A 23,010-nucleotide genomic window follows, 5' to 3' on the forward strand; every position below is an offset into this window, starting at 1 on the left:
CCTTCGCGAGATCGACGCTGTGGTGGTAAATGAATGTCGCCTTCCGTGTTTGATCGAAGTTCGGGAATAGTCCGCGCATGCTGAACGCGCTTTCGGTTCGCAACATCGTTCTCATCGACCAGCTCGACCTGGCGCTTGATGGCGGCATGACCGTGCTGACGGGTGAGACGGGCGCGGGCAAGTCGATTCTGCTGGATGCGCTCACGCTGGCATTGGGCGGGCGCGGGGACGCCTCGCTGGTGCGAGCCGGACAGGAAAGTGGGCAGGTCGTGGCGGTGCTGCAACTGGCGGCCGACCATCCCGCGCGCGCCGCCTTGCGCGACAATGCCATCCCTGATGATGAAGATGTCATTCTGCGGCGCGTGCAGTTTGCCGATGGCCGCACCCGCGCCTTCATCAATGACCAGCCGGTTTCTGCGGCATTGCTGCAGCGCGTGGGCGGACAGATCGTCGAAATTCATGGTCAGCACGATGACCGGGCGCTGGTCGATGTCGCCACCCATCGTGCGGCGCTCGACGCGTTCGGCGAACTTGAAGCCGCGGCCGCACGCGTGGCCGATGCCTTCCAGGCGGTTAGCGAAGCGCAGGAGGCCGTGGTGGCACAGAAGGCCCTGGTGGCCCAGGCTCTGGCAGCGGAAGACTATGCGCGGCATACGGTGGAGGAGTTGGGTAAGCTCAAGCCGCTAGCGGGCGAGGAAGAAGAGCTCGCCGAGCGCCGGCAGCACCTGCAGCAGGTGGAGCGCGCCGCTTCCGACGTGGTCGAAATCGACGATATGCTCAATGGGCCTTCGGCGCCGGCCCCGGCGCTTGCCAGCCTGATGCGGCGGCTGATGCGCAAGGTTGATGGCGGCCAGACCCTGTTCCAGCCACTGGTGGATACGCTCGATGGTGCGCTGGTTGCACTGGACCGGACGGGGGAGGCGCTCGAAGACCTGAAGCGCGAAATGGCCTACGATCCGCGCGAGCTTGAAAGTGTCGAGGAGCGCCTGTTTGCCCTGCGCGCCGCCGCGCGCAAGCACCAGACCAGTTGCGACGGCCTGGCGGAGGTGCTGGCCAAGTACAGTGCCGATCTCGAAACCCTGCAGAGCGGGGAGACACGGCTGGTGGCGCTAGAGGCCGCCGAGGCCAAGGCCATGGAGACTTACCGCAAGGCGGCCGAAACGCTGAGTGCTAGCCGCGCCAAGGCGGCGGCGGCTCTCGGCAAGGCCGTCGGGGCGGAGCTTCCCGATCTCAAGCTGGGTTCGGCCAAGTTCATCGTCGACCAGCAGGTCGACAAGACGCGGATTGCGGCATCGGGCTTCGACCAGGTCGCCTTTCATGTGCAGACCAATCCGGGCACGGCGGCCGGGCCGCTGCTCAAGGTCGCCTCGGGCGGCGAACTCAGCCGCTTCCTCCTTGCACTCAAGGTCGTGCTGGCCGATCGCGGCTCGGCGCCCGTGCTGATCTTCGACGAAATCGACACCGGCGTGGGCGGCGCGGTGGCGGACGCCATTGGCCGCCGGCTGGCCCGGCTGGCCGGGAAGGTGCAGGTGCTCGCCGTCACCCATGCACCGCAGGTGGCGGCGCGGGCGCAGCGGCATCTGCTGATCGAGAAGCAGGCGGTCAAGGAAGGCGCGTTCATGCGCACCCACGTCAAGCCGCTCGATGTCAGTGCGCGGCAGGAGGAGGTGGCGCGCATGCTGGCCGGCGCCAAGGTGACCGACGAAGCTCGGGCCGCTGCGAGCAAACTGCTGAGCGAAGTGGGGTAGGCCTCATTCCACATCGACCTCGGCGTCATTCCCGCCCAGGCGGGAATCCCCTAAGGTGACGCTGCATTTTCAGTAGACCTCATGGTGAGCCTGTCGAGCCACGAGGTCGTGGTACCATGCCTTCACTCGCCCGATCTCGTGGTTGGACAAGCCCGCCATGAGGTCTCGAGGGTCGGCTGCGCGAGTGAAGTGATGACCGACCTGTCCCAAAAGCCCGTCGACGATCTTACCTCCGATGAAGCCGAGGCCGAGCTGGCGCGGCTGGCGAAGGCCATTGCTGCTGCCGACATCGCCTACCACCAGAAGGACGCGCCCGAGATTACCGACGCGGAGTACGATGCGCTGCGCCGTCGCAATGATGCCATTGAGCTGGCCTTCCCTGATCTCGTCCGTGCCGACAGTCCGGGCCTTTCAGTGGGCGCACCCCCGGCGGAGGGATTTGCGAAGGTGCGCCATGCCGTGCCGATGCTAAGCCTGGCCAAGGCTTATACCGACGAGGATGTGGTCGACTTCCTGGAACGCGGCAAACGCTTCTTCCAGAAGGACGAGGATCTGGAGCTGGCTTTCACCGCCGAGCCCAAGATCGACGGACTGTCGGCCTCACTGCTCTACGAGAACGGCGTCTTCGTACGCGGGGCTACGCGCGGCGATGGGGCCGTGGGCGAGGACATCACCGCCAACCTCCGCACCATCAAGGACATTCCCGAAAAGCTGGCGGGGTCCGGCTGGCCGTCCAGCATCGAAATCCGCGGCGAGGTCTACATGACCTATGCCGAATTCCAGGCGCTGAAGGCCCGGTCTGCCGCCTCTGGCGGGCAGGATTATGTGAACCCGCGCAATACCGCCGCTGGCTCGCTGCGCCAGAAGGACGCTGCCGTCACTGCCAGCCGAAACCTCAAGTTCTTTGCCTATGCCTGGGGCGCCACCACCCAGGATCCGGCGCCGACCCAATTCGAAGCCGTGCAGAAATTCGCCGAATGGGGGTTCAAGATCAGCCCATTGATGGTGCGCGCCAAGTCGGTGGACGAGCTTATCGCCCACTACAAACTGATAGAGGAACAGCGCTCGTCACTCGGTTATGACATCGATGGCGTCGTCTACAAGGTCGACCAGCTCGAGCTGCAGCGCCGGTGGGGCTTTGTCACGGGTGAGCCGCGCTGGGCCATCGCCCATAAGTTCCCTGCTGAACAGGCGACCACGGTGGTGCGCGGCATCGATATCCAGGTGGGACGCACCGGTACGCTCGCGCCTGTTGCACGCCTCGATCCGGTCAGCGTGGGTGGGGTCACCGTCGTCAATGTTACCCTGCACAACGAGGACTATATCGCCGGCAAGGACAGCAATGGCCTACCCATCCGCGAGGGTAAGGATATTCGCATTGGCGATACGGTAATCATCCAGCGGGCAGGGGACGTCATTCCCCAGATCGTCGACGTAGTCATCGACAAGCGGCCCGCCGGGGCGCAGCCCTACCGCATGCCCGATACCTGCCCGGTTTGTGGCTCGCCGGCGACGCGCGAGATCAACGAGAAGACCGGCAAGGAAGATTCGCGCCGTCGCTGCACGGGTGAGTTGATCTGCCCGGCCCAGGCGGTGGAGACGCTCAAGCATTTCGTCTCGCGTGGGGCGCTCGACATCGAAGGGTTCGGGGCCGAGAACATCGAGCTGTTTTTCAGCAAGGGGCTGGTCAAGACCGCGGCCGACATCTTCACGCTGCATGAGCGGCGCCCCGCCGTGCAGCAGGCCCTGGCCGAAAAACGCGAGGAGCAGGCCAGGATTCGCGAAGCGGCTTCAGGCAGGACGCGCAAGAATGTCCGCAGCGTCGAGGATCGAAACTATGAGGGGCTCGACAAGCTTCTGGCGGCCATCGAAGCACGGCGCGAGCCGGAGCTCGATCGCTTCATCTTTGCCCTTGGCATCCGCCATATCGGCGAGACCACCGGCGCCGTCCTGGCCCGCACCTTTGGCACGGTGGAGGAACTCATCCGCATCGGCAAGGAAATCGCCTCAGCCGAAGACCCCCATAGCGTCTTCCCCTCGGTGGACGGCATCGGCGGCACGGTGATTGAGGCGCTGGTCGATTTCTTTGGCAACGAGCGCAATGACGCTGCCCTGAACGCCCTGTTATCTCAGGTTCATCCCAAGCCCTATATCGTGAATGTATCTGCCGACAGCGTCGTTGCCGGCAAGACCGTGGTCTTCACTGGCTCACTCGAAAAAATGTCACGATCGGAAGCCAAGGCTATGGCCGAAAGGTTGGGCGCCAAGGTGGCGGGATCGGTATCGGCCAAGACCGATATCCTGGTCGCCGGACCAGGGGCAGGGTCCAAGCTCAAGTCGGCCGAAGCGCTGGGCGTCGAGGTTATCACCGAGGCAGAGTGGTTCGAGCGGGTCGGGAAGTAACGGTCAGACGAAACAACGGATATCGCGCAGCGTCACGAGGGAGAACGCGATGAAGGTTTTGACTGCGGTGGCTACGGCCACCCTGATGCTGCCAGCTGCGGCAATGGCCGGGGAGTCCGCGGACGCCCTGGTGCAACATCTCTATGCCGGCACCGCTGCCGAAGGCCTGCCGGGCGCCATCGAAGCCTGCTACACGCTGGACGAAGAGGCCTGCTTTGCCCAAGGCATGCTGCAAATGGTCATTGCCTATGAAGGCCTGGCACAAGACCTCTATCGCTATGGCGCGACCACGCCTGGCACGCCCGCTGCGGCCATGCTGCTGGGCATCGGCTCGGGACTGGAAACGGCACCAGCCAATCCAAATCCGGAACAGCTGACCTACACCGCGTTGCGCACCGTGTTGGTGGATTTCCTGGCCGATGTCGACATGGCCCGCATCGGCTTTGAGACTGCCGGCATGAATGGTGACTATGTCATCAAGATCGATCCGCTCAAGGTGCGCATCGATTTTGACGGCAATGGCGAGGCAACCGAAAACGAGACGCTTGGCGTCCTGCTCGGTTCGGTCGGTGAGTTTGCCGACATTCCGACGCCGGATGGTCCACCGCCGGGCGGCAAGAAAAAATCCGGAGCGCCGACACCGGAACCTGACACGACAATCGGCTTCGATCGGGCCGATGCGATCTGGTTCGCAGGCTATATGCAGGTCACCGCCGCGCCGGTCGACCTGGTGCTGGCGCACGACTTTTCCGACTTCTTCGACGCCTATCTGCACCGGGTCTTCCCCAAATCTGGCCTGCCTATGCAGGACTATTCCATGGGCAGCACGCTGTTCATGGACCCCGATAGCGATGCCTTCATTGCCGATATTGTGGCCGCCTTCCACACTGCCGAGTTTCCGGTGACAGATCGCGAGCGTCTGGCAGGTGTGCTGGAGCGGCTGCAATCGATCACGGCACTGTCGCGCAAGAACTGGGAGCTCATTCTGGCCGAGACAGACGATGATCGCGAGCTGGTGCCTTCGCCGCGCCAGACGTCCCTGGTGCCGGATACCCCGGTAACACAGGAGACGGTGGACGCCTGGATGGCCACGCTCGATACGGTCGACAAGATACTGGCTGGCGAACTGCTGGTCCCGCATTGGCGATTCAAGAAGGGCTTCGATCTCAACGCTTACTTCAAGACCGCAACCGAGACCGACCTCGTGATGCTGCTGACCGGGCAGGGCGCCTTGCCCTATATCAAGGCCGGTCCGATTGCCGACGCCAACAGCTTCGCCGAGGCCAACCGGGTCTTCGGTACCGACTGGATCAACTACGCCTTCTGGTTCAACTGATGCGAACGATATATCTGGGCTTGCTCCTCACGCTCCTGTCAGCGCCGGCATTCGCTGCCCCGATCCCCAAATTCGACGATCCCCGTGCGCTGCTTGTGGCCATATACGATCAGATAGAGGCGTCCGAAGACTGGGAAAACTTCGACAGTGATGCGGCTTTCAATGAGCTGGACGCCTTCTCGACCACGCTTCATGCCAGTTTTGTCGCGGCAGACGAGGCGCTCAAGGCCGATGGGCAGGACATCGGCGTGCTCGACTTTTCTCCCTTCATCAACGGGCAGGACTCGGCAGGCATGGACTTTGCCGTTGGCGAGCCCAAGATCAAGCGTGGCCGGGCGATAATCGCCGTCAATATCACCGGCTACCAACCCAAGCAGATTACCTTCGAGTTGATCGACGAAGGCGAGAAGGGTTGGAAGATCGAGGATATCATCCTGCCTGGCTATGACGGGTCCGGACCCGAGCGGCTCTCGGACTATTTTGCCAATCCGTTCTGAACACCTTCGGAGACTACTATGCGCCTTGCTACCCTCGCCGCTGGCTTCGTCCTGGCCTTGACCGGCTTTGCCGTGGCCCAGCCATACGAAACGCCCGAGGCGCTGCTCGATGCGTTCTACCAATCCTATTTCACCGACACCTTCCCGGAAGATGAGAGCCAGTTCCGGTCCGCGGCCCTGCAGGCGCTCTATGACAATGACGCCCAGATTACGCCGGAGGGTGAAATGGGGGCGATAAGCTTTGACCCCTATATCGATGGCCAGGACTACGACATCACCGATTTCGAGATCGGCGCGGTCGCCATCGAAGGCGAAACGGCTACAGCCGACGTCACCTTCAGCAACTTTGGCGAACCGCGGTCACTGACTTATGACCTCGTGATGGAAGACGGGGGGTGGAAGATCGATGATGTCGTTTCGACCAACCCGGATAATCCGTATCGGCTGAGCGAGATCTTTGCCGAAGCCGCCGCGGCGTATTGAGGCCCTAAAGCGCCGCTGTTGCGTCCTTAAGCCAGTCCTTGACCTTGCCTTTGACCCGCGGCCCGATCTCTTTCCACACGCGCTGGTGGTAGGCGTCCAGCCAGGCGCGTTCCGCGTCCGATAGCAGCGACTTGCGGATCAGCCGCTTGTCGATCGGAGCCAGCGTCAGGGTTTCGAATTCCAGGTAACCGGGGAAGTCGGGGCTCTCGACCACCGTGATCAGGTTCTCGATGCGGATGCCATAGGCGCCGGTCTTGTAATAGCCCGGTTCGTTGGAAATGACATTGCCCACCTCGAAGGGCGTGGTGTAGCGCGAGGAGATGCCCACGGGCCCCTCATGCACGCCCAGATAGGCGCCAACGCCGTGGCCAGTGCCGTGGTTGTAGGTCACGCCGGCCTGCCACAGGAACTGGCGCGCCAGGACGTCGATTTGCGCGCCAGTCGTGCCCTTGGGGAAGCGGGCCATGGAAATGGCGATCATGCCCTTGAGCACGCGGGTGTAGCGGTCTCGCTCCTCGTCGCTGGGCTTGCCTGATGAGAGGGTGCGAGTGATGTCGGTGGTGCCGGAGAGATATTGCGCCCCACTATCGACCAGCATGATTTCGCCAGGATTGAGCATGCGGTCAGTCTTGTCGGTTACCCGGTAGTGGACGATGGCGCCATTCGGACCGGCGCCGGAAATGGTGTCGAAACTGGCATCGACGCAGGTCTCCTCCTCACGGCGGAATGCCTCGAGTGCCGTGACGATGGCGATCTCTGTCAGGCCGCCCTTGGGGGCGGCGTCGTCGAACCACGCCAGGAACTTGGCCAGCGCAACGCCATCCAGACTGTGGGCTTCGCGCATGCCAGAGAGTTCGGCAGCATTTTTCCGCGACTTGGGTAGCAGAACCGGGTCGCGCTTCTCGACAAGCTTCGCTCCGGCCTCCGTCAGCGCCGTGACGATGGCTTGTGGTGCGGTGGCGGGATCAACCAGCACCGCCTTGCCGGCCTTGCCCAGCCGGGTCAGTGCCGGGGTCAGGGTTTTGCGCGGGGCAACTTTTGCAACACCGGCCAGTGCGGCCTTCAGTTCGCCTGTGATCTTGGTCGGATCGAGATAGAGCGTGGGTTGCCCACTCCTGGGAACGATGGCGAAGCCGAGCACGAACGGGGTGTTGGGCACATCGCGGCCACGCATATTGAGCAGCCAGCAGATCGACTCCGGCAGGGTGAGTACCGCAGCATCGGCGTGGTCCGCGGCGATCGACTTCTGGATTTCCGCAATCTTTTCGGTCGCGGTTTGCCCGGCTCGGTTATGGCCGAGGAACTCGATGGCGGAAACCGGCGGGGCGGGGCGGTCGGCCCAAATGGCATCGACCAGGTTGGGCCCGGGGACAAGTTTGGCCCGGCCATCCAGTTTGGCGACAAGGTCGCGGATTTCGCCGGGCGTATGCAGCCAAGGGTCGTAGCCGATGGAGCCGCCCTTAGGCACATAATCGGCTACTTGCGGCGAGATGCCGCCCGCGAGCCATTCGTGCACCTGGATCTGGCGCGTATCGGTTTGGGCGGGGGCTTGCAACGTGTAGCGGCTGTCGACGAACAGCGCCGCCTTCCTGGCTCCGACCACGGCCAACCCGGCTGAACCCGTGAAGCCGGTGACATATGCCAGCCGCGCTTCGCTCGCAGGCACCGACTCGCCGCGATGGGCATCGGCACGAGGGATGAGAAAGGCGTCGATGCCGGCAGTGGCCATAGCCGACCTTAGCGCCGCGACACGCGGTGCTACCGTTTTCTTGTCCGACTTTTCCTCAAAGCTCTGGAAGATGGCAGGGGGAAAGCTCTGAGCAGTCATTGGTTGCTGGTCCTCGGTCCTGGATGCGTTTCGGACATGGCTGACGTGATGGATCGACCCATGGCAAATCGCCGGCCGGGACTTACCTTAGTTGCACAACCAAGGAGAGCGAAGATGGGTCAGGACAAGAATTTCCTCGTGCGGGCCTTTGATGCGCTGGTGGCCGGCCGGGAACGCCGGGCACGTCAGCTGGTCGAGCGTTTCGACCGCGAATACGGCAAGCTGAATGACAAATTAACGAAGCAGTAACGGGACTTGCGAGTCCTGCAGGGCTGCCTTGACCGCGGGGGCCTAACCAAAACCTCAACAGCGGACTAAATAGGATCGTGACGGGGGCAACAGACTGTCGTCATACGTGCATGGAGACTAGAATGACTGAGAGCAAGAACGATTTCCGCAAGGCCCTGGGTAGCGTCATCGACGCCCGCGGTCGTGAATCGAGCCGCCAGGTCAGCTACCGCATGCAGCACCAGCTGATCGGCGCGTTCACCAAGCGACCGTAAGGCCGCTGCAGTTACTGCTGACGATCTGAGTGATCCCCGGAGCAAGCTTCGGGGATTTTGCTTTGTGCAAGCAGCAAGAAAGCCCGCAGATTTCTTGCAGCATGCCTCACGGCATTTCGAGAATAAGCGTGGTCCAGTCCTTGCGCTGCAATTTCTGGTTCAAGATCATGCCCTGACGCGCATAGGCGTTGATGACGCCACGCGCCTGGTGTTCGAGAATTCCAGACAGGATCACGGTGGCACCCTTGGCGGCGATGCGGCCGATCAAGGGGGCCAATGCCATCAGCGGACCGGCCAGGATGTTGGCGACGATCAGGTCGTAGGGCGAATTTTGCGCGATGGTGGGGTGATTTACGCCTGTTGCCTCAAGCGCGATGATGTGGCGGCCAACCCCATTCTGTTCGGCATTGTCGATGGTGGTTTTGACCGAGATCGGGTCGATGTCGCTGGCGATGACTGTCGTCCGCGTGCGCTTGGCGAGGGCGATGGCTAGGACGCCAGTGCCCGTGCCGACATCAATCATGCAGCGTGGCCTCTTGCGCTTGAGGACGAGGCTGATCGCTTCCAGGCATCCGGTAGTGGTTTCGTGATGGCCGGTGCCAAAGGCCTGGGCGGCATCGATCTTCATCGGCGTCAGACCGCCGGGAATCGGGCCGGTCTCGTGGCTGCCATAGACATAGAAGCCGCCGGCGATAACAGGGGCGAGGCCTTCGAGCGACTTCGCCACCCAGTTGATATCAGGGTCGATCGGAGCCACTGAGAATTCGACAGCGCCGCCAAGGGTTTGTCGTGCCAGTTCAACAAACGATTCAACGTCGGGCGGGCTGTCACAGGTCGCTTCGAAAACCCATTCGCCGGTCTCTTCGTTTTCGTGCGCCGAGGCTGTGAGGGCCAGGTCGTCCCGTTCCATCACGGCATCGACCAAGGCATAGGCCTGGTCCTTGGTGAGCGGAATGGAGGAGAGCTGGTCGACGGCCATGGCAGAGATCCCTTGTTCGGCGCCTAGTTGCGCCAAGTGGAGCGCGAGGTCAATGTGACTTATCCCCGCCCGTGAAGCGGGGGCATAGATTCAGCGGGGAGGCAGAGCAATGTATGGGCTGATCGGCAAGATGCTGGCGACACCAGGGAAGCGCGAGGAGCTTCTTGCTATCCTGCTCGACAACCACCAGACGATGCCGGGGTGCCGCAGCTATGTCGTGGCGCGGGACCCGGCAAGCGAGGATGGCATCTGGATCACCGAAGTTTGGGATAGCCAGGAAGAGCACAGGGGCTCGCTGCAGCTGCCGCATGTGCAGGCGATGATCGCCCGAGCACGCCCGATGATCGCCGGCTTTGGCGAGCGGTTCGAGACCGAGCCGCTGGGTGGGGTTGGGCTCTAGCCTAGAGCCGAACCGCGGTGCCCGAGATCGAGACCATCAGCATCGAGCCGTTGGTGCCTACGACTTCATAGTCGAGATCGACCCCAACCACGGCGTCTGCGCCCAGGCGCTCTGCTTCGTAGGCCAGTTCATCATAGGCCTGGCGACGGGCGTCGCGCAGGGCGCCCTCATAGGCGCCGGCGCGACCGCCAACGATGTCGCGGATGCCGGCGAACAGATCCTTGAAGATATTGGCGCCAACGATCACCTCGCCGGTCACGATGCCCAGATACTCGCGGATCGGGCGGCCTTCGAGGGTCGGCGTCGTCGAAATGATCATGGCGCTATCCTTGCCTGAGGCTTGAGACGGGCTGCAGTTTGCTGCACGTTCGGGGCCGATGCCAGAGCCCATGGAGTGATCATGAACAATCCGTCGGTCGGCGCTGACGTAGATAGGAGCTATCTGCTGTCCCGCCAATATCGCGACAGCAAGAAGCTTGAGGCACGAGCCCACCTGCACCGGCGCTACGGCCGCGGCGGGCAGGGCAACTGGTTCGAATGGATCGCCCGGCATGCGGCCCTGCCTGCGGGTTCGCAGGTGCTCGACATCGGCTGCGGACCGGGCTGGCTGTGGGAGCAGGGCAAGGACGGCTTTCCCTTCGGGTTGTCTCTCACACTTGCGGACCTGTCTCCGGGCATGGTCACGGATGCCGTCAGGGCGGCGCAGGGGGCAGGGCACTATGCCAGGGTCGAGGGGGTCGTCGCCGATGCCAGCAAGTTGCCATTCGCCGACGAGAGCTTTGATGCCGTGCTGGCTTGCCACATGCTTTACCACGTGCCCGACGCGCGCGTGGCTCTGAGCGAGTTCAAGCGCGTGCTTAGACCGGGCGGCATCCTGGCGGTAACGACCAATCTCGAAGGCAATATGGCGCCGTTCTACGAACTGGGTGCGGCGGCCTTTGGCGGCAACGCAAGCGATCCGGGAGCCGATATCTTCGGGCTGCGGAAGGCCGAGTCGTTGATCAGCGAGCAGTTCAATCCGGTTGAGATGTTCGAATATCCGGGTGAACTGGCGGTGACCAGTGCCCCCGATATCGTGCTCGCGCTGACCTCGTTTCCGCCGGGCGACAGCGCCGACGATGCTGCCGTGGAGCGGCTGGTTGACCTGGTGGAAGCGGCACTCGAGCAGGGCGGTGGAACCATCGTCATGCCGAAGGTACAGGGCATGGTACGCGCCTCGCGCCAGGCCGCGAGCAAGAATTCCGTGACAGATGTCGAAGACCCAAGGTCTCAGGCGACATGACTGCGAGCGCCGGATCGACCGGCGCTGCAATGAGGAGATTGAGATGCTTGCGATGACCAGCTATCCCGAGGTCTATGTTCAGCTCACCGCCGCCAAGCTCGATGAGCAGATCGCGGCCTATGGCGCGCTTGCCGACGCGGTAAAGGGCAATGCCAAGGCAGAAGCCGCGCTGGCGGCGTTCGCCCCCGACTATTTCAATTCCATGCTGTTGGCTTTGGACCACCACTTCATGCACCGCATGCGCGGCGCCGAAGGCAAGGACGGCAATCCGCTCAACGAGGTGCGCATGCTGAGCGATTCCATCATGGAGCATGACGGGGTACTCAAGGAGAACAAGACCATCAAGTACAGGGCGGAGAAGACGATCGCGGGGATCGAGGTGGGGGAGACGATTGCGCTCGACGCCGAGCGCTTCGAGAAGCTCGCCAAGGCTTACGTCGCCGAAATCGGAAAGCGGTTTCCTTAAGTGCGTTCTCGCCGCCTACAACTCAAGCTTGAAGGCCGTGACGCGCCACTCTCCGGAGTAGTCGGAAACCGAGATTCGCAACGTGCCCGATCCTTTTTCGAACTTACCAGGGCAGTGGGCCAGCGCGTTGGCCCGGCCATTGACCACTTCGATATTGGTGACACGGCATTTGGGATCGTTGATTGCGGGGCCCAGCAAGGCATAGGTCTGCCAGGCGGCCGGTTCGGCGGCGATGGAGCTGTAGAAGGCTTCGTCGGCAAAAGGCGCAAGCGTCTTGAGGTCCCACGCGTCGGTCACCGTCGCCGCGACAGTGTCGGCGAACATTGCCGCCTTGTCACTGCGGGCCGACAGGTCGGAGAAGAGGCGCATGCCGCCAAAGACGAGGGCCGCAATGACAAGGGCGATGCCGCCGATCCAAAACAGAGCCTTCACGCGGACTTACCCCTTCTTGATAAAGCTCTCCAGCACCTTCTTGCGGCCGGCTTTCTCGAAATCGATGGTCAGTTTGTTGCCTTCGATATCCGATATGGCGCCGTAGCCGAACTTGAGATGGAAGACGCGCTCGCCGATGCCGAAGGCCGAGCGATCGCCGCCCAGATCGACCGAGCGCGCCACCAGGTCACCTTCGATCGTCAACGGGCCACCGCCCTTTCGGTTCGACTGCTGGGCGCGGGCGCGCTGCCAGCCCGGGGTTTCATAGACGCTTTCGAACGGGTCAGCCTTGTTGAAGCGGGAGGTGGCACCGCCGCCATAGCCGTAGCCCCCATAGGACGACCCGGTGTCCTTGACGTCGACCGCCTCGGGCGGGAGCTCGTCGAGGAAGCGCGACGGGATAGCCGATTGCCAGAGGCCATGGATGCGGCGGTTCTGCGCTACCGAGAGACGTGCACGCTTGCGGGCGCGGGTGATGCCGACATAAGCCAGCCGCCGCTCCTCCTCGAGCCCGGCGCGGCCACTCTCGTCCATGGTGCGCTGGCTCGGGAACAGACCCTCTTCCCAACCGGGGAGGAAGACGGTGTCGAATTCCAGGCCCTTGGCCGAGTGCAGCGTCATGATGGAGACGGCGTCTTCGGCTTCGGCAGTGTCGCGGTCCATGACCAGCGAGATGTGTTCGAGGAAGCCGCCGAGCGTCTCGAACTCTTCCATGGAGCGAACGAGTTCCTTGAGATTTTCCAGCCGCCCGGGCGAGTCGGGAGATTTGTCGGCCTGCCACATGGCGGTATAGCCGCTCTCGTCGAGGATCTGCTCGGCCAGCTCATAGTGGGGCAGGGACTGGAGGCGGCTCGACCAGTTGTCGAACTGACTAACCAGCTCACGCAATGTGCTGCGCTGCTTGGGCTTGAGCTCTTCGGTTTCGAGCAGCATGCGTGTTGCAGCGAGTAGCGACACGTTGGCCGAACGCGACGTGTTGTGCAGCATCTGGACCGTGCTGTCGCCCAAGCCGCGCTTGGGCGTGTTGACGATGCGCTCGAAGGAGAGGCCGTCGGACGGATTGGCGACCACGCGCAGATAGGCGATGGCGTCGCGGATTTCCTTGCGCTCGTAGAAGCGCGGACCGCCGATGACGCGATAGTTGAGACCTAGCGTGATGAAGCGCTCTTCGAATTCGCGCATCTGGAACGAGGCGCGGACCAGGATGGCCATGGAATTGAGGGTTTCGCCCTGGCGCTGGTAGTTTTCGATCTCGTCGCCGACGGTGCGGGCTTCTTCCTCGCTGTCCCACACCGAAGTGACGGAAACCGGCTCGCCAGTTTCGCCGACGTCGGTCTGCAGCGTCTTGCCGAGACGACCCTCGTTGAAGGCGATCAGCGTCGATGCCGCCTTGAGGATGTTCGAGGTCGAGCGATAATTGCGCTCGAGCTTGATCACCTTGGCGCCCGGAAAGTCCTTTTCGAAGCGCAGGATGTTGTCGACCTCGGCGCCGCGCCAGCCATAGATGGACTGGTCGTCGTCGCCGACCACGCAGATGTTGGCTTGGCTGGCCGGCTTGCCCTGGGCTAGCAGACGCAGCCAGAGATACTGGGCGACGTTGCTGTCCTGATATTCGTCAACCAGCATGTATTTGAATTTGCCGTGGTAGTAGGCCAGAACGTCCGGATATTCCTTGAATATCTTGATGTTGAGCAGCAGCAGGTCGCCGAAATCGGCAGCGTTCAGCACCTTGAGCCGGTTCTGGTAGGCGGCGTAGAGCCGCGCGCCGCGACCGTTGGCATAGGAGCCACTGTCGGCGGGCGAAACATCCTCGGGGCCGAGGCCGCGATTTTTCCAGGTGTCCATCATCCCGGCTAACTGGCGGGCCGGCCAGCGCTTTTCGTCGATGTTCTCAGCGTCGAGCAACTGCTTGATGAGACGGATCTGGTCGTCGGTATCCAGAATGGTGAAATCGGACTTGAGGTCGACCAGCTCGGCATGGCGACGCAGGATGCGTGCGCCGATGGAGTGGAAGGTGCCCAGCCAAGGCATGCCCTCGACGCCGGCCCCGACCAGATGGCCGATACGCTCTTTCATTTCGCGCGCGGCCTTGTTGGTGAAGGTCACCGACAGGATTTCGGATGGCCAGGCGCGCTTGGTGGTGAGGATGTGGGCGATCCGCGTAGTGAGAACGCGGGTCTTGCCTGTGCCAGCGCCGGCCAGCACCAGCAGCGGGCCGTCGGTACTCAGCACGGCTTCGCGCTGTTCTTCATTGAGCCCGCGCAGGTAATCGGGCGTCTGCTGGTTGCGGCCGAATTGACCGGTGATCGCGCCGGCTGACGGGCGGTCGATGTTGTGGGCATTGCCGGGCATTCACGGGCCTTTCCATCGCTGCCGGCCAGGGTACTCGGGGCAGCGCGGGGATTGACGAATCTTATTTTGTTCTCGTCTGCAATATAGGGTTTGGCAGGGCCGGTGTATAGAACGGGCGCCTGTCACCGATGCGTCATGTCGGCTTCGTTGCCTCGATCTGACCGAGACCTGATTGCTTCGGGCCGGTTCTGGCCAAATCCATTTGTCAATTCAAGGCAATGGCGGGGTTGCGCAGGCCGCGCGCTTGCCTACACTCTGCCGCGAGAAACCGGGTAACTTAGCGCAGTGCTCAACCGCATCTACATCATCGTCGGCATGCTGGCGATCATCGTGCTCGCCGGTGCGTTCATTGCGCCAAATTTCGTGCGCTGGAGCGATTATCGCGGGCGGATGGAGGAACTGGCGACCGAGATGCTCGGCACGCCGGTGACCGTGCGCGGCGAGATCGATTTCACGCTCCTGCCACAACCGCGCCTGCGCTTTTCCGACGTGCTGGTGGGCTCGGCCGAGGAACCGGCCGCGACGGTGGACAGTGTCGAGGCCGAGTTCTCGCTGATGGATTTCCTGCGCGACAACTACAATGTCACGCAACTGGTGCTGCGCCAGCCGGTGGTTGATTTCAGCATCGATGAAAGCGGGTTCTTCGGCAGTGGCGTGAGCCTCGCAAAGGGTTCTGGCGGGGTGGGGCTGGGGCGGACCACCATCGAGGGTGCGACCATCCGGTTGATGGATCGCCGGTCGGGCGAGACCGTGGTGGCTGAGGATGTCAGCGGGGAACTCCGGCTAGCCGATTTCAGCGGCCCGTTCTCGTTCCAGGGAAGCGGGCGATACAGGGAGGCGGCATACTCGGTTCGCTTCAATTCGAGCGCGCTCGATGCGGCCGGAAAATCGCGTGTTTCGCTCTATTTGGCGCCGCAGTCGAGCGCGTTTTCGCTGACGCTGGAGGGACTGCTCGAGCCCGGCATGGCGCCCAAATTCGACGGCGACATGGTCTACAAGCAGATGCCGCCGGCAGCCGACGCGGCGACCGACATTCGCGGCAACCTGGTGCTCGAAAGCAAAGTCACCGGCTCGACGGATCGCATCGTGCTCTCGGGCTACACCCTGCGCCCAGATGAAAATCGGGCCGGCACGCGGCTTACGGGAGCTGCGAGCATCCAGCTGGGCGATGCGCGGAGCTTTGATGCAGTCGTTTCCGGAGGCGTGTTCTCGCTGCCCCCGCGCGACGCTAAGGAGGATACCAGCACCTTGCCCTATGAGGCCATGCGCCTCCTGACCGAACTGCCGGCGCCGTTCATTCCAGGCATGGCGGGCCGTGTTGGCATCGACCTCGCCGAGGTGGGGTTGCGCGGCTTTGCCCTGCGCAACGTACGGGTCGACGCCCGTACCGACGGCACGACCTGGCAGGTCGAACAGTTTGTCGGGCAATTGCCGGGCGAAACCGAATTGCGAGGCAGCGGGGAGCTGAGCGGCGACAACGGTCGGCCCTCGTTCCGGGGCGAGGTTTCGCTCAACAGCGCGCGGCTCGACGGGCTGGCGGCGCTGTGGCGGAAGCCGGACGAGAACAACCTGCTGTTCAACGAACCGGGCACGCTGACGGGCCAGGTTATGCTCGGCGCGGATGCCCTGGGCCTGGTTGGGGGCGTGCTGACGCTCGACGGGCGTCCGCATGCGCTTGAACTGCGGCTGGGCTTCGGCGAGGAAAAGCGCCTCGACCTGATTGCTCACTTCGACGAACTGGGCGAGCGGGGCAGTGCGCTGGTTAGCGCGCTTTTGCCCAGGATCTCAGCCGATCCGGCGTTTGGCGTCAGTTTTCCGCAAGGCAGTTTCTCCCTGACGGGCAAAGGTGCGCGGGTGCTCGGACTGGACGGCACCGGCCTTGTTGCCGAAGGGCAGTGGAGCGAAGGTGAAGTCAGCTTTTCCCGCCTTTCGGCCGAGGACTGGGGCGGCGTCGGCCTCGACGCGACACTCACCGCCGGGGGAACTGCGGCTGAGCCGGACATTTCAGGGTCGGGCATGGTTCGTGTCGACGAAGGCGACGCGCCGGCGCTGGTGGCGCTCTACGACCTGCTCGACGCGCCACAGAGCTGGCGGGACTTCCTGGCCCGCTCGACGCCGGCCAATCTGCTGATCGACCTGGGCGCGCCGCTCGACGGAGGCCAGAGCGTGACGCTGGCCGGCTCGCTGGGGGCTGGTTCCTTGAACCTGCGCGCCGAGTTGGACGGCGGGATCACGGCGCTTGCCACGGCGCCGCTTCGCGTGTCGGCGGGACTGGAATCGACCGACATTGCCGGGCTGACGGAGCAATTGGGCCTGGGGGACGCGCCGATCTTTGCGGGGGAAGGCTCGATGCTGGTCAGCGCCAGCCTGCAGGGTACGCCCAGCAACAGCCTTGAGGCCAATATCACTGCGAGCATGGGCGATGAAAACATCAGCTATGCCGGCAACCTGCTGACAGTCGAGGGTGGCGCAATCCAGGGAACGGGCACACTGGACGTGGCGCTGTCGCACGCGGATGGACTGGCCTCGATTGTGGGGACGAGCGGAATGGCGCTGCCGATGGTCAAGGGCAGTGCGCAGCTGCATTTCGAGGGCAGCGACCTGGCCAGGTTAACAGAGATTACCGGAACCTCCGGCGACGTCGGCTTTACCGGAAATCTGTCCCTGTCGCGCGCCGGGGGCATGGCCGTGGTGGCTGGTGATGTTGCGGTAGACCTGGTTTCGGTCGAAGGCCTTGCCGCCGCGCTGTTTGGCCCGACGGCGATGGTCGATGGCGGCGGGTTGTGGCCCGATGGCCCGATCAACATGGCGCCAGGCGAACGACAGACACGGGGCAGCGTTGCGGTGAGCGCGGCAGCGGTCGCTGCGGGCGAGGTCGAACAACTGGGAAAGACCAGCTTCGAGCTGAACTGGGACGAAACGCGGACCCGTCTGACACGGTTTGCCGCGGTGGCCGACCTGGGTACGATCGGCCTGGACGTCACTGTCTGCTGCGCGGGCCCCCTTAGCGACAAGACCGTGAGCGGGCGCCTCAGCGTCGCCGCCACGCCGATGGCGCTGATCGCGCCGCCAGCCGTCGCGAAAATGATCGATGGTCTCGTCGACGGCGGCGTGCAGTTCGAGGGCACCGGAGCCAGTATTGCCGAGGTGATGGCCACGCTCGCTGGAGAAGGCAATTTCACCGTGAGTGGCCTTTCGGTGGAGCAGTTGTCACCTGAGGTCTATCCAACGATTGCGGGGCTGGACGACATTCTCACCATGGAGCCCGATGCGATGGGCGCCATCATGGGGTTAGCGCTGGATCAGGGGACGTTCACGGCCCCCAGCGCCACAGGCGCATTCACCATGGCAGGCGGCGTCATCCGCCTGGCGAATTTCATCGTCGATGGAACCGGGGCACGTGTCGAGGGCGATATCAGTGTGACGCTTGCCGACCTGGGGCTCGGCGGAAGCTTTGCGATGACGCCGCGGGACTTTGTTGATGCCGGCGGTCTGGTCGCCGCCGACACGGCGCGTATCCTCACCCGGCTAGCTGGGACCGTGCTCGCGCCGGTCGTGACGCTGGACCTCGAGGAGATGATCGCGGCCGTCCTGGTGCGGGCGAACGAATTGGAAGTGGACCGGCTGGAAGTGCTGCGGGCGGAGGATGCGGAGCGGCAGCGCGCGGCGGCCGAGGAACGGAACCGGCTGATCGAGGAACAGCGGCGCAAGGCCGCCGCGGAGGAAGCAGCGCGCCTTGCGGCCGAAGAGCAGGCAAGGCTGGCCGCCGAGGAAGAAGCGCGGCGGCTGCAGCAGCAGAATAGTCCGTCCATCCAGACATTGCCGACCACCCCGCCGCAGACGCCGCTCAATCTGGGGTTGCAGCCGCAGGTCAACCAGCCGATCGGGCCGGGCGTGAACCAGCCGATGTTCTAGGCGCTGGTGCGGCCAGCATCGCGTTGCTGGTACCAGCGCAAAACGGCCAGCCGGGTCGCCGAGGAGAGGTTCGCGGTCTCGCGGCTTTCATCGATTTCCCGGATCAAGCCAGCCATGGTCTGTGATTTCTCCGCGGCCATGGCTTCGAGCGCGGCCCAGAATTCGGGCTCAAGCGCTATGGACGTGCGGTGGCCGGCGATGGACAGGGAGCGCTTGTCCACTTGGCGGCTGTCAGGGCTTCTTGCGGAAGGAGTCGAGGCTCACGACCTTTTCGCCCGGCTTGTCGCCATCGTCGGCACTGCTGGACGCCGTCGATTCAATGCCCGCGTCCGCCTTGGCTTCCGTAACCGCTGCGCTGGGTGCGGTTGCCGGATCGAATTGCATGCCGAACTGCACGGAAGGATCGAAGAACCCCTTCACGGCCGAGAAGGGGATGACCAGCGTTTCGGGAATGCCGTCGAAGGACAGACCGACCTCGAAACCAGTCTCGGACACTTTGAGGTCCCAATACTGGTTCTGGATGACGATGGTCATTTCCTTGTCGTACTGACCGAGCAGCTTTTCGCTGAGACGCACGCCAGGAGCGCGCGTGACAAAGGAAATGAAGAAGTGATGTTCCCCTGGCAGACCCGTCTTGGCAACCTCGGCAAGCACCTTGCGCACGACGCCGCGCAGGGCCTCCTGGGTCAGGATGTCGTAACGCATGTGATCTTCGGCCATCGGAACCTTCCAGTCTTGAGGGATAGAATCCCTGATGGGCCATATCAGCCCGACGTGCCGAAAGATTTCAAGGAGAAAGGCACGACCGGAGGGTAAGGTGCAGGCTTCTGTTGCCAGGTGCCTGCGAACCCCGCCTGTCGCCCGGCTAGGGGCGGAGGACTTAAATTCCCAGTGCTAGCACCGCATTAAGCGGCGAGAGCGACCGGAGCCTTATGGTTGTCATTTGCAACTATAAGTTTTGGACCGATAACGGTGGTACCTCACCGAGCAAAAGCACACCCTTTACGCCCTCGTCGATCCTGTTTCGCCCCCATTGGCTCCCCCGCGAGGGGAGATGGTGGAGGCGCCGGGTACTGCCCCCGGGTCCGAAAGGTTTATTACGATGACCGTTTATCGCCATAGCTCTTGCGAGCAACACCAATATAGGTGACCCCGCCGCCGGTTGCAAATGATGTCGGCAATGCGCTGGCACCAACCTGGCATATTAGCTTAGCTTGCCGGTGGATAGGGTGGAGGCGTGGCGTGGCGCTTGAAGTTTTGGAGGGCAGGAGTTGCGAGGGCTGCACCGCCTGCTGCTCCTTTCCGCCCATCCGCACACAGGAGCTGCAGAAGCCCGCCAACCTGCTCTGCCCGCATTGCGCCGATGGGCAGGGTTGCACGGTCTATGACACGCGTCCGACCGTTTGCCGCGGTTTTTACTGCGGGTATTTCTTCATCGAGGAACTGGGGCCTGAATGGCATCCGAACAATAGCGGCGTGGTGATCCGGTCCGAGCATTTCGACGAGGATGTCGTCACCCTTCTAGTGCTGCGTCTCTCGCCATTCCTGGTATCGGAAGAGTTTGCCGCGATGGTGGGCGGTTGGGTGGCAGAGGGCGTGGGCGTGGAATTCGAGCGGGTCGGGCCGCCGGGCCACCTGCCGGCCAAGATGAGGATGAACGAACTGCTGGAAGAAGCTGTCGCCGCGCGCGACCTGCGCGCGATGCACAAGGTTTTCGCCTGGTCGCTGGCTCATATCGACCGCAGCCATGTTTGGGAGCCGGATCCGACGGTGCTCAGCAGCGAACTGGGTTGATTCACCCTTTCCAGGCCATCCCCATATAGACTCCGCCCGCCTCCAGTTCATCGAGCATCTGCTCGAGGTGCTTCTGCTTGGTATCGTCTCGCTTCACCTTGTTGATCCAGAGCAGGTAATCGTTGCGCTGATAGGGCGGGCGGGCATCGTATTTGTCGCGCAGTCCGCGCGCTTCCAAGGCGTCCCTGACGAAATCGGGCATGTCCTCGCGTTTGCGCAGGGGGCGCAGGCGGGGACTCATGCGAGGGCCGCCATGGCTTCGATCTCGATCAGGAAGTCGGGATTGGACAGGTTGGGGACGCGGAAGGCGGACACCGTCGGCGGGTTGGTGCGCTTGCCCCAGACTGCCATCCATGCACCGAAAGCGGCATTGAGATCGATGTCCTGCTGCATGACAATGGTGACCTTTACCAGGTCTTCGAGTCCGGCGCCGGCGGCTTTCAGCACTTGCTGAAGATTGGACAGGGCCTGCTCGGTCTGCTTGGCCACATCACCCTTGGCAACGACCGCGCCTTTGGCATTGACGCCGTTCTGGCCGCCGATCAGGAGGATGCGGGAATTGGCTGGCAGGACTATGCCCTGGGAAAAAATGGGGCTCTGGTACATGCCCTGTGGATTGAGATGTTCAATCGCCATCACTGTTGCTCCTTGGTTGGTTCGCCCAAGCTAGAACGCGTGTGCTGACTCCAGATGTCAGCATATCCTGAGGTATTCTATTACCATCGCCGTGGGGCGCATGTTGACTAACCGGAATGATCGACAGGCAGTTCCATGCAGGTCGGAGGGTGTAAGCTCGCGGCCAACGGACCCAGAGACTCATCATGACAGATACTTCAAGCGACAAACTTATCCGCGCCGCCGAGCGGTTTCTCGGCAAGGGAGAACGGGCACTGACGGACCTGGAACGGGAGGTGCTCGAACAGGCGATCGGCAAGAAGGCCCTGGCGCTCGATACCAGCGCCGTGTTCGACGAGAAGTCGACCTTCGGGCAGCGGCTGGCCGACGCGGTTGCCTCGTTCGGAGGTTCATGGAGCTTTCTGATCGGCTTTGGCGCCGTGCTGGCGGCCTGGGTGGGTGGTAACCTGGTGCTGGCGCAGTCGGCACCCGATCCCTATCCGTTCATTTTCCTCAACCTGCTGCTGTCGATGCTGGCAGCCGTTCAGGCGCCCATCATCATGATGAGCCAGAACCGCCAGGCCGCAAAGGATCGCTTGGTTACGAGCCACGACTATGAATGCAATCTCAAGGCCGAGATCGAAATCATGGCCTTGCACGACAAGGTGGACCAGCTGCGCAACGACGACCTCAAGCACCTCATCGCCAAACAGCAGGAGCAGATCGAACTGCTGACCAAGCTGGTGGAAACGCATGTCGCAAAGGCAGGAACGGGCGAATCGAAGTAGGATAGGGGCATGCAGCCCTATCTCAAACTTCTCTCCGACATCCTTGAACATGGTGCCGACAAGTCCGACCGGACCGGCACAGGCACGCGGAGCCTGTTCGGCTACCAGATGCGGTTCGACCTGGCGCAGGGCTTTCCGCTCCTGACCACCAAGAAGCTGCATATCAAGTCCATTGTCTATGAACTGTTGTGGTTCATTCGCGGCGAGACCAACGTGCGCTGGCTGCAGGAACGGGGTGTCAGGATCTGGGACGAATGGGCTGACGAGAATGGCGATCTCGGTCCGGTCTATGGCTCGCAGTGGCGGAGCTGGCCGGCGCCCGACGGACGCAAGATCGACCAGATCGCCCAGGTGATCCAATCCATTCGCACCAAGCCGGATTCGCGGCGGCACATCGTCTCGGCCTGGAACCCGGCGGAGGTGGACGAGATGGCGCTGCCGCCGTGCCATTGCCTGTTCCAGTTCTATGTCGCCAACGGAAAGCTCAGCTGCCAGCTCTACCAGCGCTCGGCCGATACGTTCCTGGGCGTGCCGTTCAATATCGCGTCCTATGCGCTGCTGACCCATATGGTGGCGCAGGTGACGGGGCTCGAGGTCGGCGACTTCGTCCACACGTTTGGCGACGTGCATCTTTATTCCAACCATTTCGAGCAGGCGCGGCTGCAACTGACGCGCGAACCGCGGCCACTGCCGGTGCTCAAGATCAACCCGGATGTGAAGCGCCTCGAGGATTTCGTGTTCGAGGACTTTTCGTTCGAGGGGTATGATCCACACCCGCATATCAAGGCGGATGTGGCAGTTTGAGCCGCACGCTGAACGAATTGGCGCCGCTGGTCGCGGAGGTTTCCGATACCTATGCATCGCGCAATCATATCCCGCGCGACGACGACTGGTATCTGCTCAAGCTGCAGGAAGAGCTTGGCGAACTGGCAGCAGAGTACCTCAAGTCGACTGGTCGGGGTCGCCTGAAGGGCGCCGATCCAGCCACGATCCGTACCGCACTGGAAGACGAGGCGGCTGATGTTCTCGCCATGCTGCTGCTGTTCGCGCGAAACAACGGCATCGATCTTGACGCCGCGCTGGAGCGGAAGTGGTTCAAGTATCTGGGACGGAGCGCAGGCTAGCGTACTTCGTTCATCAGCCGTTCAAGCACGAACAAGCATCGGAGCGGCAGCATCGATTAGCGCTT

At 62.9% G+C, this 23,010-nt stretch carries 24 protein-coding genes and 1 other RNA gene; 15 read left to right on the forward strand and 10 right to left on the reverse strand.

The features are described from left to right. The first annotated feature begins 77 nt into the window (after positions 1–77). From recN to JI749_RS08980, 5 genes are all read left to right on the forward strand, one after another. Positions 78–1,748: a DNA repair protein RecN gene (gene recN / locus JI749_RS08960; protein WP_201652324.1), complete on the forward strand. Its 1,671-nt coding sequence runs from the start codon at positions 78–80 to the stop codon at positions 1,746–1,748. Positions 1,749–1,949: 201 nt separating this feature from the next. Further along, positions 1,950–4,151, forward strand: coding sequence for an NAD-dependent DNA ligase LigA (ligA, locus tag JI749_RS08965; protein WP_211200666.1), 2,202 nt, complete (start codon positions 1,950–1,952; stop codon positions 4,149–4,151). A gap of 49 nt (positions 4,152–4,200) precedes the next feature. Continuing rightward, on the forward strand, positions 4,201–5,487 hold the full coding sequence (locus JI749_RS08970; RefSeq protein ID WP_201652330.1) for a hypothetical protein: 1,287 nt from the start codon (positions 4,201–4,203) through the stop codon (positions 5,485–5,487). Between the two features lie 20 nt (positions 5,488–5,507). Continuing rightward, positions 5,508–5,984, forward strand: a complete 477-nt coding sequence (locus JI749_RS08975) for a hypothetical protein (RefSeq protein WP_201652333.1) — start codon at positions 5,508–5,510, stop codon at positions 5,982–5,984. An 18-nt stretch (positions 5,985–6,002) separates the two neighbouring features. Beyond that, entirely contained in the window at positions 6,003–6,467 is a 465-nt protein-coding gene (locus JI749_RS08980; protein ID WP_201652336.1) for a DUF3828 domain-containing protein, read from the forward strand. A gap of 4 nt (positions 6,468–6,471) precedes the next feature. Here the strand turns inward: JI749_RS08980 and JI749_RS08985 are convergent, their stop codons facing one another. Next, complete coding sequence (locus JI749_RS08985; protein WP_201652339.1) at positions 6,472–8,295, reverse strand: aminopeptidase P family protein; 1,824 nt, start codon at positions 8,293–8,295, stop codon at positions 6,472–6,474. A gap of 114 nt (positions 8,296–8,409) precedes the next feature. On the opposite strand from JI749_RS08985, the gene JI749_RS17525 reads away from it, so the two are divergent. After that, on the forward strand, positions 8,410–8,544 hold the full coding sequence (locus tag JI749_RS17525) for a hypothetical protein (protein ID WP_267911641.1): 135 nt from the start codon (positions 8,410–8,412) through the stop codon (positions 8,542–8,544). Between the two features lie 122 nt (positions 8,545–8,666). Further along, positions 8,667–8,798 (forward strand): hypothetical protein, encoded by a 132-nt coding sequence (locus JI749_RS17530; RefSeq protein ID WP_263574796.1) that lies wholly within the window; start codon positions 8,667–8,669, stop codon positions 8,796–8,798. A gap of 106 nt (positions 8,799–8,904) precedes the next feature. On the opposite strand, the gene JI749_RS08990 is transcribed toward JI749_RS17530, so the two are convergent. Continuing rightward, positions 8,905–9,777: a 50S ribosomal protein L11 methyltransferase gene (locus tag JI749_RS08990; protein ID WP_201652342.1), complete on the reverse strand. Its 873-nt coding sequence runs from the start codon at positions 9,775–9,777 to the stop codon at positions 8,905–8,907. A gap of 109 nt (positions 9,778–9,886) precedes the next feature. Between JI749_RS08990 and JI749_RS08995 the strand changes: the two genes are divergently transcribed. Next, positions 9,887–10,177: a putative quinol monooxygenase gene (locus tag JI749_RS08995; RefSeq protein ID WP_201652345.1), complete on the forward strand. Its 291-nt coding sequence runs from the start codon at positions 9,887–9,889 to the stop codon at positions 10,175–10,177. Between the two features lies 1 nt (position 10,178). On the opposite strand, the gene JI749_RS09000 is transcribed toward JI749_RS08995, so the two are convergent. Beyond that, positions 10,179–10,496 (reverse strand): heavy metal-binding domain-containing protein, encoded by a 318-nt coding sequence (locus JI749_RS09000; RefSeq protein ID WP_201652348.1) that lies wholly within the window; start codon positions 10,494–10,496, stop codon positions 10,179–10,181. 81 nt (positions 10,497–10,577) lie between these two features. Here JI749_RS09000 and JI749_RS09005 point away from each other — a divergent pair, with 81 nt between their 5' ends. Further along, a complete protein-coding gene (locus JI749_RS09005; RefSeq protein WP_201652351.1) occupies positions 10,578–11,459 on the forward strand; it encodes a class I SAM-dependent methyltransferase in 882 nt (293 codons plus the stop codon). 43 nt (positions 11,460–11,502) lie between these two features. Next, the gene (locus JI749_RS09010; protein ID WP_201652354.1) at positions 11,503–11,925 is read left to right on the forward strand and encodes a hypothetical protein; all 423 of its coding nucleotides are present in this window, start codon (positions 11,503–11,505) and stop codon (positions 11,923–11,925) included. Between the two features lie 15 nt (positions 11,926–11,940). Here the strand turns inward: JI749_RS09010 and JI749_RS09015 are convergent, their stop codons facing one another. Both JI749_RS09015 and JI749_RS09020 read right to left on the reverse strand, forming a co-directional pair. Further along, positions 11,941–12,357, reverse strand: a complete 417-nt coding sequence (locus JI749_RS09015) for a hypothetical protein (RefSeq protein WP_201652357.1) — start codon at positions 12,355–12,357, stop codon at positions 11,941–11,943. Between the two features lie 6 nt (positions 12,358–12,363). After that, the gene (locus tag JI749_RS09020) at positions 12,364–14,709 is read right to left on the reverse strand and encodes an ATP-dependent helicase (protein ID WP_201652360.1); all 2,346 of its coding nucleotides are present in this window, start codon (positions 14,707–14,709) and stop codon (positions 12,364–12,366) included. Between the two features lie 285 nt (positions 14,710–14,994). On the opposite strand from JI749_RS09020, the gene JI749_RS09025 reads away from it, so the two are divergent. Next, positions 14,995–18,624, forward strand: coding sequence for an AsmA family protein (locus JI749_RS09025; RefSeq protein WP_201652363.1), 3,630 nt, complete (start codon positions 14,995–14,997; stop codon positions 18,622–18,624). On the opposite strand, the gene JI749_RS09030 is transcribed toward JI749_RS09025, so the two are convergent. From JI749_RS09030 to ssrA, 3 genes are all read right to left on the reverse strand, one after another. Beyond that, on the reverse strand, positions 18,621–18,845 hold the full coding sequence (locus JI749_RS09030; RefSeq protein ID WP_201652368.1) for a ribbon-helix-helix domain-containing protein: 225 nt from the start codon (positions 18,843–18,845) through the stop codon (positions 18,621–18,623). The genes JI749_RS09025 and JI749_RS09030 overlap by 4 nt on opposite strands. A gap of 10 nt (positions 18,846–18,855) precedes the next feature. Continuing rightward, on the reverse strand, positions 18,856–19,344 hold the full coding sequence (locus JI749_RS09035) for an SspB family protein (protein ID WP_201652369.1): 489 nt from the start codon (positions 19,342–19,344) through the stop codon (positions 18,856–18,858). 96 nt (positions 19,345–19,440) lie between these two features. Next, positions 19,441–19,796, reverse strand: a transfer-messenger RNA (tmRNA) gene (gene ssrA / locus JI749_RS09040). Positions 19,797–19,866: 70 nt separating this feature from the next. Between ssrA and JI749_RS09045 the strand changes: the two genes are divergently transcribed. Further along, positions 19,867–20,418 carry a hypothetical protein gene (locus tag JI749_RS09045; RefSeq protein WP_201652372.1) on the forward strand — a complete coding sequence of 184 codons (552 nt, stop codon included), beginning with the start codon at positions 19,867–19,869 and terminating at the stop codon, positions 20,416–20,418. A gap of 1 nt (position 20,419) precedes the next feature. Here JI749_RS09045 and JI749_RS09050 read toward each other — a convergent pair whose 3' ends face one another. Continuing rightward, the gene (locus tag JI749_RS09050) at positions 20,420–20,659 is read right to left on the reverse strand and encodes a YdeI/OmpD-associated family protein (protein ID WP_233280715.1); all 240 of its coding nucleotides are present in this window, start codon (positions 20,657–20,659) and stop codon (positions 20,420–20,422) included. After that, on the reverse strand, positions 20,656–21,054 hold the full coding sequence (locus JI749_RS09055) for a RidA family protein (protein WP_201652376.1): 399 nt from the start codon (positions 21,052–21,054) through the stop codon (positions 20,656–20,658). The genes JI749_RS09050 and JI749_RS09055 overlap by 4 nt, the downstream gene beginning before the upstream one ends. Before the next feature lie 185 nt (positions 21,055–21,239). Between JI749_RS09055 and JI749_RS09060 the strand changes: the two genes are divergently transcribed. Genes JI749_RS09060 through JI749_RS09070 form a run of 3 tightly spaced genes read left to right on the forward strand, consistent with a single transcriptional unit; the run spans position 21,240 to position 22,945 of the window. Beyond that, a complete protein-coding gene (locus tag JI749_RS09060; protein WP_201652379.1) occupies positions 21,240–21,821 on the forward strand; it encodes a DUF1003 domain-containing protein in 582 nt (193 codons plus the stop codon). Positions 21,822–21,830: 9 nt separating this feature from the next. Next, positions 21,831–22,625, forward strand: coding sequence for a thymidylate synthase (locus tag JI749_RS09065; protein ID WP_201652382.1), 795 nt, complete (start codon positions 21,831–21,833; stop codon positions 22,623–22,625). Beyond that, positions 22,622–22,945, forward strand: coding sequence for a MazG nucleotide pyrophosphohydrolase domain-containing protein (locus tag JI749_RS09070; protein ID WP_233280716.1), 324 nt, complete (start codon positions 22,622–22,624; stop codon positions 22,943–22,945). The genes JI749_RS09065 and JI749_RS09070 overlap by 4 nt, the downstream gene beginning before the upstream one ends. Positions 22,946–23,010: the final 65 nt, after the last annotated feature.

It is taken from the genome of Devosia oryziradicis, from assembly GCF_016698645.1.
Taxonomy (GTDB): Bacteria; Pseudomonadota; Alphaproteobacteria; order Rhizobiales; family Devosiaceae; genus Devosia; species Devosia oryziradicis.